Here is a 16,461-nt window from a genome sequence, read left to right as displayed (position 1 = left end):
AGAATCCCCGCCGCTTCGTCGCGGGCAAACCAGTCTATACCGCTTTGTAGCCGCAAGCCACAGGCGCCGAGATTGACAGTCACGCCGCTGGAGCAGTAGCATCTCCAGCCCTTGCGTCTGCCCCGCTGGACGCCGAACGACTTGCCGGAACACGGTTACCGCCATGAAAAGAACCTATCAGCCCAGTGAACTGCGTCGCAAACGTACCCACGGATTCCGCGCCCGAATGGCGACCAAGAATGGCCGTCTGGTAATCAAGGCCCGGCGCGCCAAGGGTCGTCATCGCCTGACGGTCTGATTGAGCGGCGCGTCTTCGGGCAGGCGGACCTTCCCCCCCGCCAACCGATTGACCCGTTCTGCCCAGTTCGCCGTCGTGCGCGCTACGGGTCAACGTCAGGGGAGCCCCGAATTCGTCGTCCTGGCCTGCCCGAATGAGGTGGGTTATGCGCGGCTTGGTCTCGCGATCTCTGTCAAGGCATCCGGAAACGCCGTGGCGCGCAACCGACTCAAGCGCATCTGCCGCGAAAGCTTCCGCCATCACTACGATGAGCTGTCGGGCTGGGATGTCATGATCATGGCTCGGTATGGCGCAGGCCAGCTCGCACGAGCAGATCTCCACCGTGCCTTGGTCAGGCACTGGCGACGGCTGGCGTCACGGGCTAAAGTGCCGGTCTCGACAACTCCCGCGCGCCATTAGGCCTTTTGCCATGGAAAATATCCGTTTTACCCTCTATGCCGTGCTCGCGGCCATCGTGTTTCTCATCTGGCAGGCCTGGATCGAGGATTCGGCCATCCAGACGGCCGATATTCCGTCGCCGCCCACGGTGACCGCGCCCGCCGAGCCGGCTGAGCAGGACTTGCCCGCGCTCGATGCGCCGACATTGAATCCGCCGCCGCCGGGTGAAAGCCAGCAACCGACCCCGGTCATGGCGAGCGCCGAACGCATCGTCTTTGAAACGGATCTGTATCGTGGGGAAATCGATGCGCTCGGCGGGGACCTTCGGCAGTTGGCCTTGCTCGAATATCCGGTTTCCCCCGATAACCCCGGCATGTCGGTTCAGTTGCTGGGTGACCGGGATGGGCAGTTTTACATCGCCCAAAGCGGGCTCATCTCGCAGAACAGCCCGGCCCCGGATCACCGGACGCGCTATCAAACTGCGGCGGATCGATACGTACTCCAGGACGGACAGGACAGCCTTGAAATCCCGCTGACCTGGACCGACGCTTCCGGGGTGACGGTCACCAAGCGCTACCGGTTCGAACGCGGAAGCTATGTGGTCCAGGTGGCTTTCGACATGGAGAACCGTGGCGACACCGCTTGGAGCGGTAGCCTCTACAGCCAGCTGCAGCGCATTCCGCCACCACAGCCCAAGCGCAATTTCCTGATGCCTCATACCTTTTCCGGCACCGGCTTCTATGACGGCGAGCGCTACAACAAGCGCACCTTCGATAAGCTGACGGCCGAGCCCATCGACTTGCGCCCGACGGGAGGCTGGTCAGCCTTCGTCGACCACTATTTCCTGGGCGCATTGCTGGGGGATGCGGCGTCGCAAAACCGCTACTACAGCAAACTCCTTCCGGGGGGTCAGATCATTCTCGGTCTGACCGAACCCACGGTGGAGCTGGCCCCGGGAGCAGTTCAGACCCTGAACACCGAACTGTTCCTCGGGCCCAAGGAGCAGGACATCCTGGCCGACGTCGCACCCGGGCTGGAGCTGACGGTGGACTACGGTTTCCTCACCATCATCGCCAAGCCGCTGTTCTGGGTCATGTCCTGGCTGCATGCCGTGCTGTTCGGCAACTGGGGCTTGGCGATCATCGCACTGACTGTGCTGATCAAGCTGGCGTTCTACAAATTGTCCGAGTCGCAATACCGGTCCATGGCCAAGATGCGAGAATTCGCGCCGCGCATCCAGGCCCTGCGCGACCGCTACGGCGAGGACAAGCAAAAGCTCAACGAAGCGATGATGGAGCTGTACCGCAAGGAAAAATTCAATCCACTCGGCGGCTGTCTCCCCATCTTCGTGCAGATGCCGGTATTCATCGCGCTGTACTGGGTGCTTCTGGAGAGCGTCGAGTTGCGTCAGGCACCGTTTTTTCTGTGGATCGACGATCTGTCGGCCAAGGATCCGTATTACGTGCTGCCGGTCCTGTTTGGCATCAGCATGCTGATCCAGCAAAAGCTGAGTACGGCCCAAGGCACGATGGATCCCATGCAGCAACGGGTCATGATGATGATGCCGGTCCTGATGACCGTCTTTTTCGCCCTGTTCCCCGCGGGTCTCGTACTGTACTGGGTCGTCAGCAATACCCTGGGCATTCTTCAGCAGTGGTACATCACGCGTAAGGTGGAAGGCGAGAAAGCCCGGACCGCGCCGGCTGCCTGATCGGGTTCAATGCCCGCCGCCACCGAGACGATTGCCGCCATTGCCACACCGCCGGGATTCGGCGGCGTGGGTATCGTCCGTATTTCCGGCCCCGGTGTGCCGGATCTTGCTCGCGCCCTGTTGGGCCAATTGCCATCTCCACGCCACGCACACTATGCGCGGTTCCGCGGTGATGACGGCGTGGCGCTGGACGAAGGCTTAGCGCTTTATTTCCCGGCGCCAAATTCCTTTACCGGGGAACACGTGTTGGAGTTGCAGGGCCATGGCGGCCCGGTGGTGCTGGATCTGGTGCTCGCCCGCGCTCTGGCGCTCGGCGCCCGCCTCGCGCGTCCAGGTGAATTCTCCGAACGCGCCTTTCTCAACGGGAAACTCGATCTTGCCCAAGCCGAGGCGGTCGCCGACATCATCGCCAGCGGGTCGGCGGCTGCCGCGCGTGCGGCCATGGCCTCCCTGCAGGGTGACTTCTCCAGGCAGGTCGAGGTCCTGACGGAGCAGGTCATCACGCTGCGCGTCCATATCGAGGCGGCGATCGATTTTCCCGAAGAAGAAGTCGATTTTCTCGCCGATGCCGAACTGTTCCGGCAGCTCGATGCGCTGCGCGCGAGCGTCGCGAACCTTCGCGTCAATGCCGGTCAGGGTCGAGTGCTGCGGGATGGATACACCGTCGTTATCGCCGGTCCCCCGAACGCGGGCAAGTCGAGTCTGCTCAACGCGCTCAGTGGCGAGGAAACCGCCATTGTCAGCGCACAGGCCGGCACCACGCGCGATGTCCTGCGGACCCACATCGCGATCGACGGCCTGCCCCTGCATGTGATCGACACGGCGGGTCTGCATGCGAGTGGCGATGCCGTGGAGCAGGAAGGCATCCGCCGTGCCCGCGCCGCCGTGAACAGCGCCGATCGGGTGCTGCTGATGCTGGATCACAGCACCCAACCGCAAGCGGCCTTGCCTCAGCCTGCGGACCTGCTGGGCATGCATGACTTGCCGCCCGATCTGAAAGTGACGGTGCTGTACAACAAGATCGACCTCACTCAGGCAGCGCCCGGCCTGTGGGATGTGCCCGGCGAGGCGCCTTACCTCGGTCTTTCGGTGGCGACCGGCGAGGGGCTCGATGCTTTGCGTGATCATCTCAAGGCCTGCGCCGGGTACAGCGCTGGCTCGGGCGTTTTTTCAGCGCGGCGCCGGCATCTGGATGCGCTCGATCATGCTGCGGCCCATCTGGAAGCGGCGGATGCGCGCCTGCGCCAGGAGCGCGCCGGCGAGCTGGCGGCCGAGGAGCTGCGCCTCGTCCAAGCGGCGTTGGGCGAGATTACCGGCGCCTTCACCAGCGACGATCTTCTCGGTCGCATCTTCTCCAGTTTCTGCATCGGCAAATGACATGCCTTCCGGAACGGTCTGAAATATTCCGCGATAACGATCTAAGCCCGCGTAAATGCAGGCTTTTTGTTCCGCAACGCTCTTGCCTGTTCCGCAGGCATCCACTCATATTTGTACCCAGATTTGTACCCATGATGACGCTGATCCAAAAATGACGCCTTATGAAACATGGGCTTGTTCGTTTTTCGACCTTCTGTATTGAACGGATATCCCGGACTGCGCTGGCCTGAACGGCAAGCACACGCCCACCGACTGAGCCCCCGATATCACAGGAACCGCCATGAAACGCATCGCGCTCGTTCTGTGCATGGTTTTGTTCAGTCAGACCGCTTGCGGTCGGATCTGGGAAGAGAGTCCGATACTGGCCGAATGCTTCCGGGCGGCTGGCGTGGAGGGCAGCTTTGTCCTCTATGACGTCGATGCCGATGTGCTGATCGGGCACAATCGGGTGCGGGCGAACACCCGCTTCGTCCCGGCCTCGACCTTCAAGATCGCCAATAGCCTGATTGGATTGTCAACCGGCAGTGTGCCCAGTGTCGATGCGGTGCTCCCGTACGGTGGTCAGCCGCAGCCCTATCCCCAATGGCAGCGTGACATGGGTTTGCGAGAAGCGATTCGCCTGTCGAACGTGGCCATTTACCAGGAACTGGCTCGCCGGATCGGCTTGAAACGGATGCAGGCGGGGGTGGATCGTTTGGGGTATGGAAACCGCCGACTCGGCACTCAAGTGGACCAATTCTGGTTAACCGGGCCGCTTGAAATCAGCGCCGTCGAACAAGTGCTTTTCCTGGCCAGATTGGCGAAGGGGACGCTGCCGATGGATCCCGGCGTGCAGCAGTCTGTCCGCGAAATTCTTCTTCTGGAAGAACGGGATACCGGCTCGCTTTACGGCAAGACGGGTTGGGAAAATGCCCCCCGGCCGGGTATCGGCTGGTGGGTCGGTTGGGTTGAGCACGACGGGGCCATCTATGCCTTTGCCCTGAATCTCGATGTGCGTACCCAGCAGGATGCCGACCGGCGGATCTCATTAGGCAAAGCCTGTCTGCAGGCACTCGGCGTGTTCTAGGGACCGCGACCTTGGCGTGACCGGATGCTCGCACGCTGGATGTAGCGTCCAGCGCCGCCCCATCGCGGCTTCCGCGACGCGTAACGGGATGCATTCGGTCGCAGCGCTCTTGACAGAAGTGTGCTGTCTGGCCGATTTTCCAAAGTGCGGTCATCGTCCATTACCAGGGAGGGTTAAGGATGTTGTTGCCGACCTGCGACCCGGTCCGATCGTGGAACATGGAACAGGCCTGGGCGGCGATTCGCCAACTCCGCGCGCAGCTGAATGCGGCCGGTTCGGCTGCGGCGTTCGATCTGAGCGCGCATGCAGCGCAGCCAGTCGATGCAATGGCCAGGCTGCATCCGGAGCGGATCCGGGTGCTCGCTGATGGTCGCTGGCGCAGTGAGACCGGGCTGCCGGGCGCGGTTGCCCAGCTGCTCGACCTGTATCTTCCGCTGGCCGCCTGCCCACCGGGGCGGCGCTTCGTCGTGGCCCATCTCGGCCAGAGCCTCGATGGCCGCATTGCCCCCGCACGAGGTCGCTCGGCCGGCCTGACCGGGCCGGAGAACTATGATCACATGCACCGTCTGCGCGCCTTGGTCGATGCGGTCATCGTGGGCGCCGGCACCGTGTATGCCGATGATCCTCGACTGACCGTGCGGCGAGTGCCGGGCCGTCATCCCGTTCGGGTGGTCATCGATACCGAGGCCCGGTTGCGCGGCGATTATCGCATGCTGAGCGACGGGCTCGCGCCAGTGGTCTACTGCCGGGCGCACGATACCGCGCCCAACCCCGACCTTCCCGCACATGTGCTGCAGCTCCCGGTCCGTCGTGGGCCGCAAGGACTGGATCTGGCCGATCTGCTGAACGTCCTGACCGAACGCGGCTGGTCGCGCGTTCTCATCGAGGGCGGCGGCGTCACCGTCTCGCGCTTTCTGGCACAAGGCTGTCTTGACCGGTTGCAGATCACCGTTGCGCCGGTGTTGCTGGGCGCTGGGCGCTTGGGGATCGATCTGGCCGGTGGGGTGTGCAAGAGCCAGCGGCGTCCCCAGGCCACGCGCTATCTGCAGGGTCGGGATGTGCTCTTCGAGCTGGACGTGTCGTGCCCCTGAGCCGGCCGACCGCGTTGTGGGTCCTTGCGCCCGGGCAGGCGGCGCTGCGCGAGGCGGCCACGCACGCGTCGCCCGATGCGCTGACATTGCGGACCCGCTTCAGCGGCATCAGCCGGGGTACCGAAAGTCTGGTGTTTCAGGGACGTGTCCCCGCGAGTGAATGGACACGCATGCGCTGCCCGCATCAGGAAGGCGAATTCCCCGGCCCGGTCAAATACGGCTACAGCCTGGTCGGGCAGGTGGAGAGTGGACCGGATCAGGGACGCTGGGCATTTGCGCTGCATCCGCACCAGGACTGGTGCCGTCTGCTGCCCGATGCCTTACATTGGCTGCCGGAGGGCCTGCCGCCCCGGCGCGCAGTGCTGGCGGCCAACATGGAAACCGCGGTCAACGCACTCTGGGATGCGGGCGTGCGCATCGGCGATCAGGTGACGGTCGTGGGCGGGGGTGTCATCGGGCTGCTGGTGGCGTATCTCAGCGCGCAAATCGCCGGAACGCAGGTGAGCCTCGTGGATACGAATCCCGCGCGCGCGGCGTTGGCGCGGCATCTGGGGCTGACGTGGATGGGCGCGGACACCGAGCCGCAGCCAGGGGCGGACGTGGTGTTCCATGCCAGCGGTACGCCCGAGGGACTGGCATTCGCGCTCGCCTCGGCCGGCTTCGAGGCACGGGTGCTGGAGCTGAGCTGGTATGGCGATCGGACCGTACCGCTCCCCTTGGGCGCGGCTTTCCATGCCCAGCGGCTTGCCATCGTGGCCTCTCAGGTCGGCCACGTTGCCCCCTCGCGGCGCGCGCGCTGGGGCACTGGGCGGAGGCTGGCGCTGGCGTTGGCGCTGCTTCGCGATCCGCGCCTGGACCGATTGCTCGAGCCGGACTGGCCATTTGCCGATGCACCGCGTGCGCTGACAAAGGTCTGCGAGGCGCCCGGTGCACTGTGCCAGGTGCTCACCTACGAGTGACGCGCGAACCACGATATGACTCGAGCTGCGAAACGGAGCGATCCCGATGTATGGAATGACCCTGACGAACCACCTCATGATCGCCCACCGCATGCGCGGCGAACGTTTCGGGCCGGCGCAGCGGTTGCACGGCGCGACCTTCGAGGTGGAGTTGAGCCTGTTCGCCGAGCGGCTTGATGGTGATGGTGTGGTGGCGGACATGGGTCAGGTGGCCCAGTTACTTGCCGCCGTTCTGGCGCCCCTGAACTATCGTGATCTGGACGAATTGCCTCGCTTTGCCGGACGCAACACCACCAGCGAAGTCCTGGCGGCCGCGATTCACGCCGATGTCTGCGCGCAGTTGCGTGCGGGTGCTCTGGGGCGTGACGAGCTCGAGCGGATCCGGCAGGTGCGCGTGGTGCTGCGGGAAAATCCCCAGGCCTGGGCCAGCTTCGAGGGACCGCTCCATCCATGAGGTGGCACTGGGCGGTCCCCGGCCCGTTGGCGCAGTACACGGGCGGGTATCGATATGATGCCGAGGTGGTGTCTGGCCTGCGCGCGCGCGGCGTGGCACTGGATGTCCACGCGCTGGCCGGCCGTCATCCCGATGCCGATGGATCGGCGCAGGTCGCTGCGGCGCACACCTGGACCGGCAGCGCTGCGGCGGGCGCCGGCCTGATCATCGACGGCCTGGCGCTGCCCGCGTTCGCGCCTCTGCTTGCTCGCAGCGATCCGCGCGGGCCCGTCATCGCCCTGATTCATCATCCGCTGGCGCTGGAAACCGGGCTCGACCCCGACCGCGCGCGGCATCTGGCCCAAGCCGAGCACGCCGCGCTGAGCAGGGTCGATGCAGTGGTGGTCACCAGCGCCGCGACCCGCGCCCTGCTGGCCGGCGGGGAATTGGATGCGGCGCGTCTTCATGTGGCCCGACCGGGCACTGCGCGCGTGACGCGGCGCCTGCCGAAGCGGCCCCGGCCCGGCCCGGTCCGCCTCCTGTGCGTGGCAACCCTCACCCCCCGCAAGGGGCATTTGCGGTTGCTGGCCGCCTTGAGCGGTGTTCGGCAGGTGGCGTGGCAATTGGTGTGTGTCGGTGGCGACCGTGGTGATCAGCTCTACGCGCGGCGTATTCGCGCCCGACGCGATCGCGCGGGCTGGCGCCGCCGCGTCCGGATCACCGGCGAGGTGGATCCGGCCGCCCTGTCGCGGCACTATCATGAAGCGGATCTGTTTGTATCTGCATCCCGTCTGGAAGGGTACGGGATGGCGTTGGCAGAGGCGCTGATGCATGGCCTGCCGATCGTGACCACCCGGGGCGGTGCCATTGCTCAGACCGTTCCGCCTACGGCCGGACTGCGCATCCACGGTGCAGCGCCCCGCCATTTGCGCCGCGCGCTGTCTCAGGCCATGGAACAGCCCGGGCGGCGCCGTCATTGGACAAAGCAAGCGCGCCGGCAGGCCCGGCGATTGGGGGGCTGGTGCGAAACGACCGCGGTGTTCGAGCAAGCCATGTGCAGCGCTGTTGCGCGATCGACACGGCATGAGTGAGGCGCGCGCCATGGGAGCGGGATTCGACGCCGACTGGTTGTATTGGCGCGAGGCGGCCGACACCGAGGCCCGTGACACGGGCTTGCTGGCGCGCTGGCTCGACGGTTTGTCGGCCGACGGCCGGGTCGTGGAGCTGGGTGCGGGAACCGGGTCGCTGCTCCGCGCCTGTTTGCCTTATCTGCGTCGGCCGCTGCGCTGGGAGGCCCTGGAAGTCGATTCGGACCTGATCGCGCGGGGCGCGGAGCGCTTCGGTCGCTGGGCCGTGAGTCATCCGGGCTGGCGTTTCGAGATGGGCGAGGTGACCCGACTGTGCGGACCGCAGGGGCATTGCCAGCTCGAGTGGCAGACCATCGATCTGGCGCGCGAGCAGCCGAATCTGGCAGGCGTCTCCGCCATCGCCGCCAGTGCTTGGGGCGATCTGGTGTCGTGGCGCTGGGCTGCGGATTTCGCAGCGCAAGCCGCGGCAACGGGTACGGATTCGCTCTACCTCGCACTGAATGTGATCGATGGCGCGCAATGCCTCCCGCAACAGCCATTGGACCGCGCATTGGACCGCGCCTTCTCTGCGCACATGCGGCGCGACAAGGGCTTCGGGCCAGCGCTGGGCGGCGGGGCTCTGCCCGGTTGGTCGGCGGCGTTGTCCCGGGCGGGCTACCGGGTGGATACAGCCTGCAGTGCGTGGTCACTGGGGCCCGCCTATCCATTGCTGACCGCAGCCTGGCTGGAGGGGTACGTCAAGGCTGCCTGCGAGCAGAATCCGCGCCTGGCTGAGGAGGCGGGCGCCTGGCTGCGTGAGCGGCGGGCCCAGCTCGCAAGTGGCGCACTGCGGATCCGCATCGTTCATGGTGATCTGCTGGCATGGCGAACTTGATCGGATCGGCGGCGCCGTTGCACCGGGAGGTGATGGGTAGCGCGCTCGGCGCCGGAGTGCTGGCGCTGACCTTTCTGACGCTGGCTGCGCCGACGGTGATGGATGCCCTACCCCTGGCCGTGCGCTTCCTGATGACTTTCGTACCGGCGGCCATCTGGGTCTGGCGCCAGCTGCCGGCGCATGCCCCGCATGTCCATTGGGGCTGGGCCAACCACGTGACTGCGGGGCGGGGCTGCGTGCTGCTGATCTGGCTGGTCTGGGGCTGGGAGCAGCCGGTTCTGGGATGGGAATCGGTGGCTTTGGGAACGGCCTTCCTACTGGCCGACGGACTGGATGGCACCATCGCCCGCCGCCAGGGAACGGCGTCGCCCTTCGGCGCGCGCTTCGACCTGGAGGTCGATGCGCTGTTCGTTCTGGTGGCAGGCCTTTTGCTGCTGCGCACCGGGCAGGTGGGCGCCTGGGTGCTCATCAGCGGCCTTTTGCGTTATGGCTATCTGCTGGCTGGCCGATGGCAACCGGCGCTGTCCCGTGCCTTGCCACCAAGCCGGCGGCGCGCCGTCTTCGGGGTGACCAATGCGGCCCTGCTCACAGCGGGTTTCGCGCCCGTGTTCTCAGCGGCCTGGGTACAGGCCATGGCGGGGGTGGGTCTGACGCTGGTTTTGCTCTCGTTTCTGATCGATATGGGCGCGCTGCAGGCGCGATCCCGCAAGATCATCCCGGACTGACCGGCGTTTTCGTGTATCCGTTTAAGACAAGGTGAACACAAGTGGCTCCGATATGCCGGGGCACACCGATCCAAATGTGGAGGGGGATTCATGACCACGACCATCGCCTCACCGATGACATTGCCATGCGGTGTTACCTTACCCAATCGACTGGCCAAGGCGGCGCTGACCGAAGGCCTGTCTGACGGCCAGAATCGGGCGACCGAGGCGCACCAGCGCTTGTACCGGGCATGGTCCGAGGGCGGTGCAGGGCTCGTCATCACCGGAAACGTACAGGTCGACCGACGCTACCTGGAACGTCCCGGCAACATCGCTATCGACAACAACGGCGGAGAGGAGGCGCTGGCGGCTCTGGCCCATGCCGGCACCGTGGGCGGCAACCAGTTGTGGATGCAGCTCAGTCACGCCGGTCGCCAGACCATCCGCTATCTCAACGCCGAACCGGTGGGCCCTTCAGCGGTTCCCGTCAAGCTGCCCGGCGGCGCATTTGGCAAGCCGCGTGCCTTGAGCGAATCAGATATCGAGGGGGTGATCGAACGCTTCGTCCGGGCGGCCGCGGTGGCGCAGCAGACCGGCTTCACCGGTGTTCAGCTGCATGCCGCCCATGGGTATCTGCTGAGCGAGTTCCTGTCGCCGAAGGCCAATCTGCGCTCCGATCAGTGGGGCGGCAGCCTCGAGAACCGTGCCCGTCTGCTGCTCACGCTGGTGCGCGAGATCCGCACGCGTGTGGGCCCGGCCTTTCCGATCTGCGTCAAGCTCAATTCCGCCGATTTCCAGAAAGGCGGCTTCAGTCACGAGGATTCCCAGCAGGTCGCGCAGTGGCTGCAGGAGGCGGGCGTCGATCTGCTCGAGATTTCAGGCGGTACCTATGAGCAGCTTTCCTTTTTCGGGACCGGCGCGGAGGGCGACAAGGCGCCGGCCAAGGCGCAGAGCACCCTGGCTCGTGAGGCCTACTTTCTCGACTATGCGGAGCGCTTGCGCCAGGTGTGCCGGATTCCGCTGATGGTGACCGGTGGTTTTCGCAGCCTGGCCGGCATGAACCAGGCCCTGGCGGAAGACGCGCTGGATCTGATCGGGCTGGGCCGACCGATGTGCGTGCAGACCGATCTGCCGAAACGATTGCTCGCGGGGCAGTGCACCGAGGCGCCGCGCTACGAGGAGCGGCTGAATATCGGTCCCGGCGTCCTGGGCCCGGCCAGCTCGATCAACCGCATTCGCAATTTCAACCACATGTACGCGCAAGGGTGGTACTGCGTCCAACTGCTGCGCATTGGTCGGGGGCAGGCGCCCGATCCCGCCATGGGGCCGCTGCGCGGCATGATGGGGTACCTGCGCAATGAGTGGCGCGGCGTTCGAGCGCTGCAGGACCGCTAATCGCACGCGGGCGGGGGCGAGCAGGCGCGGTAGATCAACCGAGGAGTGGAAATATGCGGCAACCGGTCTGGTTCTTGTCCCATGGCGCACCGACGTTTCTGACCGAACCCAACCGGACGACCGCGTACTGGTCGCAGCTCGATCCGTCGTATGCGGGCGCACTGCGCGCCGTGCTGTGCGTTTCCGCCCATTGGGAAGCAGACACGCTGGCGCTCGCCGGTGCTGTGCCTGCGCCGGCGATCCAGCACGACTTCTACGGCTTTCCGCCGGCGCTGTACGCGCAAACGTGGAAAACCCGCGGCGATGCGATGACCGGCGCATGGCTGCGCGATGCGCTCGCGGCCCGTGGCGTTCCAGTCGCCGCCGTCGAGCGGCCGTTCGATCACGGCCTGTGGGTTCCCTTTAAGGCCATGTGGCCCGAAGGACCGCCCTGCCCGGTGTTTCAGCTCTCCCTGAGCGCCGGCCAGGATGCTGCATGGCACCTGCAGCTGGGCGAGGCGCTGGCGTCGCTGCGCGAGGCCGGCGTGCTCATCGTCGGCAGTGGCGGTATCACCCACAATCTGCGCGAGATCGACTGGCACGCTGCCGAAGGCCAGGCGGCGATTTGGGCGGCCGAGTTCATGACCGCTCTGGAGCAGGCAGTGGCGGCCAACGATGTGGCCGCGCTGTGCGACCCGTGGCACTTTCTCCACGGCCGCCGCGCACATCCCACACTGGAGCACTACCTGCCCTTTCTGGTGGCCCTGGGTGCTGCCGGCGGTCAGGGCATGCAGCGGATTCATCGCAACTGGGTCTTCGGTACGCTGGCGCTGCATGCCTACGCCACCGAGGCGCCGGGCTGAGCACGCCAACCGAATCGGCGTGCCCAGGATCGTTCGCGCAGGTGGGGGCAAGCGCAGGAATCGGGTGGCCGGGTTGGGATTGCTGGGATAGGCTGAGGTTTCCCGCATCCTGGAGCGTCGCATGAACCGTTGGCCGTCTGAGGCAGCCGCCGGGTTCCCGGCCCGGTCCGAGCCTTTTTTCTACGAAACCGTGGCGCAGGCGATCACTTTCATCCGTGAGCGCTCGGCGGAGCAGCCCGGTCTGGCCGATGTCGCGCGGCACGTGGGCTACAGCGAGGCGCATTTCCAGCGGCTGTTCACCGCGTGGGCCGGCGTGTCCCCCACGCGCTTCCTGCAGTTTCTCACCAAGACCCACGCCCTGGCGCTACTGGCGGAATCGCGGACTGTCGAGGAAACCGCAGCGGCGACGGGCTTGTCCGGCACCGGGCGGTTGCATGATCTGTTGGTGACTTGGGAGGCCATGACGCCGGGGGAGATCCGGCGGCGCGGCGCGGGGGTGGTCATCGACTGGGGGATGGCGGCCACACCGCTGGGCTGGATGGCGGCCGGCCAGACCACGCGCGGCATCTGTCATCTATCCTTCCTCGAGGCGCCGGAGCCGGCGGTGGTTGCCGACCGGTTGCGCGAGCACTGGCCGCACGCGGCGTTGCGCGACCGCCCCGCGGTGGCAGCGCGTCTCGCCGATCGGTTGTTTGGCGCAGCGCCCGGCGCAGCACCCTTGCGCTTGCTGCTGCGTGGTTCCCCGTTTCGGATCAAGGTGTGGGAGGCGCTGCTGCGCATTCCAGCCGGAACGGTCTGTTCCTACGGGGAACTCGCCGTCCGTGCCGGCGCACCGCGCGCTGCCCGCGCCGTCGGCAGCGCCATGGCTGCCAACGACATTGCCCTGCTCATCCCCTGTCATCGCGTCATCCGGGAAAGCGGCGAGATCGGCGAGTATCGCTGGAACCCGACCCGCAAAGCGCTGTTGATCGGCTGGGAACAGGCGCGGCGCGTATCCGGCAGCTGAAACGTCGGCAAGCCGGGATCGTGGCCGGATGCCGAATCGCGGTTTGCGTGCTGGCGGGATACCTCGCCTGCGTCTTTTCGCGGTCCCCGATCCGCACGATCAGGTCACGCGTACCGCGTCCGGAAGGCGTGATGCCATGGGCCTGCAAGGTGAGCGTTAGCGCCGCTGCGAAATCCGTAACAGGCGGTCGACATGGCGCTTGCTGCCCCAGGCGCCAAACGCAATGCAAATGAGACCGGCGAAGCGGGTGAGGACGACCTCGGGCAGCGCATTGCCGTCGGGCGGCCAGAAGGTGCCGCTGGGGCTCGCGGGCGGCAACTGAAAACTGCGGTAAAAGGCCAGGACAAGCAGGCCGATGCCGAGCACCCACCATTTGCGGCGATGGCGCTCCACGGCGCCGGGTTTGGGGTCAGGGGATTGAGAGGGGCGCGATGTGGACATGGCTCACCGATCGTCGGGAGGGTGTTCACCGCCCCGACGATCGGCACCGCCGGGTTCAATTCCCGGGGTGATGATGCGCAGCGTGAACCGCCTGATAGGCTGCTTCGAAATCCATGACCGTGCCGCCGAAGCCCTTGGTGAAGCGTTCGGCTTCATCTTTCCTGGAAAAGGCCAGGAAAGATGGTTCACAGCAGGCTGTGAAGCTTGATCCACGCACATAATAGGCAGCCCGCGCATCGATTTCATCCCCGCGCATGAAATCGAGCGTCTTGGCTTTCACGCCTTTCGGCGCATCCTTGAGCATGGCCAGGCCACAGCCGGCGCACCCCAGACGCTCTTCCTGCCCATCGGGCTGCACGAGGACGAAACCGACATGGGCATTGGTCATTTCCTTGCCGCACATGCCACAGGTCGCTGGCTCACCGACCGATTCGGCGGCCAATGCCGCTCCCATGGGCCCGGTCGCGAGTCCCAGTGCCAGTACGACCCCCATGATCCAATACCGGATGCCCATTGTTCGTCTCCTTGTTGGTCCCGAAAGTAGGTGTTTCAGGGTCAGTGTGCGTGGGATGACCGGTCGGGCGCTTGATCGGCATCAAGAATCGGACGCTCGACCGGCAACCATTTCGCCAGCAGCGCGCAGACGCCATAGACCACGATACCGGCGAACAGGACATCACTGAGAAAATGGCCACCCGCTGCAATGCGCCAGAATCCGATCAGCCCGCCCGCCGTCAGGCCGGCCAGAAGCCAGACCTTACGGCGTCGGAGATCGACGAAGGCGCCGGCCATCAAAAAAAACCCCAGCGCCGCGTCGCCGCTCACAAACGCGCAGTTGCTGTCGCATTCGCGCGCCGGAGCCAAAGGTGCGGTGTAGCGTTGTGGCCCGCCGAAATCGGCAACATAGCTCGGCCGCGCTCGTCCCCAATGTTCTTTCAGGCCCAGATTCACCACCAATCCCGGGCCTAGCAGCAAGGCCAGCATCAGAAACAGCCACCCGCGCTGGGCCAGCCCGGCCCACCGGCCGCCTGTGCGCGTGCGGATCAGGCCGATCACGAACACGATGACGGCGATGGTGCCGGCAAGCCGAACGGCGCGCTTTTGCCAAAGGCTGATCGGCTGGTCGGTCCACCAGAATTCGCGCGGTTCGAGATAGAACTGTCGGGCCGTCCAGAGATCGAGTTCGGGCCAGAGCCAGAACAGCAGTCCGAGGCCGAGGGCGAGCATCAGGGCGGGGTAAACAGGCAAAGCACGCATCATGGCGAAGGACTCCGGGTCGGATAGCCAGCGAATTCATGCAGTCGATAGATGGCGTAGCGCCGCTCACGCTGGTCCCCTTGGGGCTGACCGACCGTGCCCAGCGCTTCGCTGCCGGTGAACCGGCGTGCCATTCCGGTCGCGCGGTCCGGTGGCGCGACCAGCAACCAGGCGGGGCAGGCGACATCGGCGAGATCGGCAGTCAGGTCGAAGTGATCGCGGATCGGGCCGGGCGGATGCCATTTGACCACCGGCGCCGGGCGCGGCAAGGCGTAATAGGCCATGGCCGAGGCGGTCGCGCGATCGGTCACCAGCACGCAGTCGGCGGGATAGCGCTGGCGCCACTGGCTGACTTCGGCGCCCAGTGTCTCCCAGCCCCGCAGGCGCTTCAGGGGATCGGCGCGCAGCGGAAAGCGATCGGTCTCCTCGCCCCAGCAGAGCACAACTCCGGCGATCGCCAACCCGAGCAACACATTCAATCCAACCGCCATCCCCCAGGCGGGTCGCCACGACGCGCGCATCAAGCCTCGTGCGGCCAGGATCGATCCGGCCACATAGGCGCTGACCGCCCAATTGGCATTGGCACCGGCCACCAGCGCCAGCGCGAGGTAGAACACCAGCACCGGTGCGATGAAGCCGATGAGCCAGCGCGCTGGCTCATCGCGCAGCGGGCGCGAAATCAGGGCCGCCATCAGCCCGAGAAATACGCCCGGCCCCAACATGGCGATCTGGCTGGCCACGAAGGCCAGTAGTTCGCCGCCGTTCATGTGGGCACCAGCCAGATCGGCGTTTTCGGAGGTGTGCTGGTAGCTGATGAAGCCGTGGGCGGCATTCCAGACCAGATTGGGCGCATAGAGCGATCCCGCAATTGCCAGGGCCACGAGCGCGCCTCGTCTGGAGGCGCGTGGGCTACTCAGCTCACCCCACAGCCAGCCAATCAAGAAAAAGGCCATCGCGTACTTGGAGAGCAGCCCCAACCCGAGTGACAGGCCAAGCCCGACCCACCAACCACCGCCATGCTGCCGAGCCTGGATCAGGCTGAACAGTGCCGCGCTCCAGAAAAACAGCAGCGGAACATCGGTGGAGATCAGCAGGCTGGAGAAGCTCACCGCGGGCAGCGTCAGATAGACTACGGCCGCCGCGACGCCGGTTCGCGCGTCGTACAGTGACCGGCCGGCGAGAAAAACGAAACCGGCCGTGCCGGCATGGAGAAGTGGCGACGCCAGTCGGACGCCCCATTCCGCATCGCCAACCAAGGCCGTGGTGAAGGCAATGAGCCAGGCGATGAACGGGGGCTTTGAGTAGTATCCAAAACTTGGTCGGGTCGACCAGAGCCAGTACTGCGCTTCATCGACGAATAGATCGAGCGGCGAGGCAATCAGCACTGCGAGACGCAAGACGGTCAAGCCAATGAGCGCGCCCAGCAGAACGCGGAGCCCAGCCGTGTGCCGAGTATTCGCGTTGCGCTCCTCACCGTTGTGCATATAGGTGTTCCTTGCTGGGCAGTCATCCGGTTTTCACATGGGGGCGATAGGCTAGCG

Annotated in this window: 18 protein-coding genes; 14 read left to right on the top strand and 4 right to left on the bottom strand. The window is 65.6% G+C overall.

The annotated features are described in order from the left end of the window. Positions 1–163: 163 nt before the first annotated feature. The 14 genes from rpmH (at position 164) to E4680_RS05630 (ending at position 13,222) form a co-directional block, all read left to right on the top strand. Positions 164–298, top strand: a complete 135-nt coding sequence (gene rpmH, locus E4680_RS05695) for a 50S ribosomal protein L34 (protein ID WP_135281425.1) — start codon at positions 164–166, stop codon at positions 296–298. Then, on the top strand, positions 299–697 hold the full coding sequence (gene rnpA, locus E4680_RS05690; RefSeq protein ID WP_135281424.1) for a ribonuclease P protein component: 399 nt from the start codon (positions 299–301) through the stop codon (positions 695–697). It abuts the gene before it with no gap. A 10-nt stretch (positions 698–707) separates the two neighbouring features. After that, a complete protein-coding gene (yidC, locus tag E4680_RS05685) occupies positions 708–2,387 on the top strand; it encodes a membrane protein insertase YidC (RefSeq protein WP_135281423.1) in 1,680 nt (559 codons plus the stop codon). A 9-nt stretch (positions 2,388–2,396) separates the two neighbouring features. Beyond that, on the top strand, positions 2,397–3,764 hold the full coding sequence (gene mnmE / locus E4680_RS05680) for a tRNA uridine-5-carboxymethylaminomethyl(34) synthesis GTPase MnmE (protein WP_135281422.1): 1,368 nt from the start codon (positions 2,397–2,399) through the stop codon (positions 3,762–3,764). A 280-nt stretch (positions 3,765–4,044) separates the two neighbouring features. Continuing rightward, on the top strand, positions 4,045–4,830 hold the full coding sequence (gene blaOXA, locus E4680_RS05675) for a class D beta-lactamase (protein WP_135281421.1): 786 nt from the start codon (positions 4,045–4,047) through the stop codon (positions 4,828–4,830). Between the two features lie 179 nt (positions 4,831–5,009). After that, on the top strand, positions 5,010–5,921 hold the full coding sequence (locus E4680_RS05670) for a RibD family protein (RefSeq protein WP_135281420.1): 912 nt from the start codon (positions 5,010–5,012) through the stop codon (positions 5,919–5,921). Further along, positions 5,912–6,880, top strand: a complete 969-nt coding sequence (locus tag E4680_RS05665) for a zinc-dependent alcohol dehydrogenase (RefSeq protein ID WP_205688767.1) — start codon at positions 5,912–5,914, stop codon at positions 6,878–6,880. The genes E4680_RS05670 and E4680_RS05665 overlap by 10 nt, the downstream gene beginning before the upstream one ends. A gap of 55 nt (positions 6,881–6,935) precedes the next feature. Continuing rightward, entirely contained in the window at positions 6,936–7,334 is a 399-nt protein-coding gene (locus E4680_RS05660) for a 6-pyruvoyl trahydropterin synthase family protein (protein ID WP_240696133.1), read from the top strand. After that, complete coding sequence (locus tag E4680_RS05655; RefSeq protein WP_135281418.1) at positions 7,331–8,404, top strand: glycosyltransferase family 4 protein; 1,074 nt, start codon at positions 7,331–7,333, stop codon at positions 8,402–8,404. The genes E4680_RS05660 and E4680_RS05655 overlap by 4 nt, the downstream gene beginning before the upstream one ends. After that, the gene (locus E4680_RS05650; protein ID WP_135281417.1) at positions 8,397–9,275 is read left to right on the top strand and encodes a hypothetical protein; all 879 of its coding nucleotides are present in this window, start codon (positions 8,397–8,399) and stop codon (positions 9,273–9,275) included. The genes E4680_RS05655 and E4680_RS05650 overlap by 8 nt, the downstream gene beginning before the upstream one ends. Continuing rightward, complete coding sequence (locus E4680_RS05645; protein ID WP_135281416.1) at positions 9,263–10,000, top strand: CDP-alcohol phosphatidyltransferase family protein; 738 nt, start codon at positions 9,263–9,265, stop codon at positions 9,998–10,000. Before E4680_RS05650 ends, E4680_RS05645 begins: the two co-directional genes overlap by 13 nt. Positions 10,001–10,090: 90 nt before the next feature. Continuing rightward, complete coding sequence (locus E4680_RS05640) at positions 10,091–11,374, top strand: NADH:flavin oxidoreductase/NADH oxidase family protein (protein WP_135281415.1); 1,284 nt, start codon at positions 10,091–10,093, stop codon at positions 11,372–11,374. Between the two features lie 53 nt (positions 11,375–11,427). Further along, a complete protein-coding gene (locus E4680_RS05635) occupies positions 11,428–12,216 on the top strand; it encodes a DODA-type extradiol aromatic ring-opening family dioxygenase (RefSeq protein ID WP_135281414.1) in 789 nt (262 codons plus the stop codon). Between the two features lie 121 nt (positions 12,217–12,337). Further along, on the top strand, positions 12,338–13,222 hold the full coding sequence (locus E4680_RS05630) for a methylated-DNA--[protein]-cysteine S-methyltransferase (RefSeq protein ID WP_135281413.1): 885 nt from the start codon (positions 12,338–12,340) through the stop codon (positions 13,220–13,222). 156 nt (positions 13,223–13,378) lie between these two features. Here the strand turns inward: E4680_RS05630 and E4680_RS05625 are convergent, their stop codons facing one another. Genes E4680_RS05625 through E4680_RS05610 form a run of 4 tightly spaced genes read right to left on the bottom strand, consistent with a single transcriptional unit; the run spans position 13,379 to position 16,404 of the window. After that, positions 13,379–13,663 (bottom strand): hypothetical protein, encoded by a 285-nt coding sequence (locus E4680_RS05625; protein ID WP_135281412.1) that lies wholly within the window; start codon positions 13,661–13,663, stop codon positions 13,379–13,381. A 55-nt stretch (positions 13,664–13,718) separates the two neighbouring features. Next, positions 13,719–14,177, bottom strand: a complete 459-nt coding sequence (locus E4680_RS05620; RefSeq protein ID WP_135281411.1) for a nitrous oxide reductase accessory protein NosL — start codon at positions 14,175–14,177, stop codon at positions 13,719–13,721. Positions 14,178–14,218: 41 nt separating this feature from the next. Continuing rightward, a complete protein-coding gene (locus tag E4680_RS05615) occupies positions 14,219–14,923 on the bottom strand; it encodes a phosphatase PAP2 family protein (protein WP_135281410.1) in 705 nt (234 codons plus the stop codon). After that, on the bottom strand, positions 14,920–16,404 hold the full coding sequence (locus E4680_RS05610) for an ArnT family glycosyltransferase (protein WP_135281409.1): 1,485 nt from the start codon (positions 16,402–16,404) through the stop codon (positions 14,920–14,922). Before E4680_RS05610 ends, E4680_RS05615 begins: the two co-directional genes overlap by 4 nt. Between the last annotated feature and the right edge of the window lie 57 nt (positions 16,405–16,461).

Source organism: Candidatus Macondimonas diazotrophica, from assembly GCF_004684205.1.
Classification (GTDB): domain Bacteria; phylum Pseudomonadota; class Gammaproteobacteria; order UBA5335; family UBA5335; genus Macondimonas; species Macondimonas diazotrophica.
The sequence above is the reverse complement of the archived record's forward strand: the minus strand, read 5'-3'. Positions and strand labels throughout refer to the sequence as shown.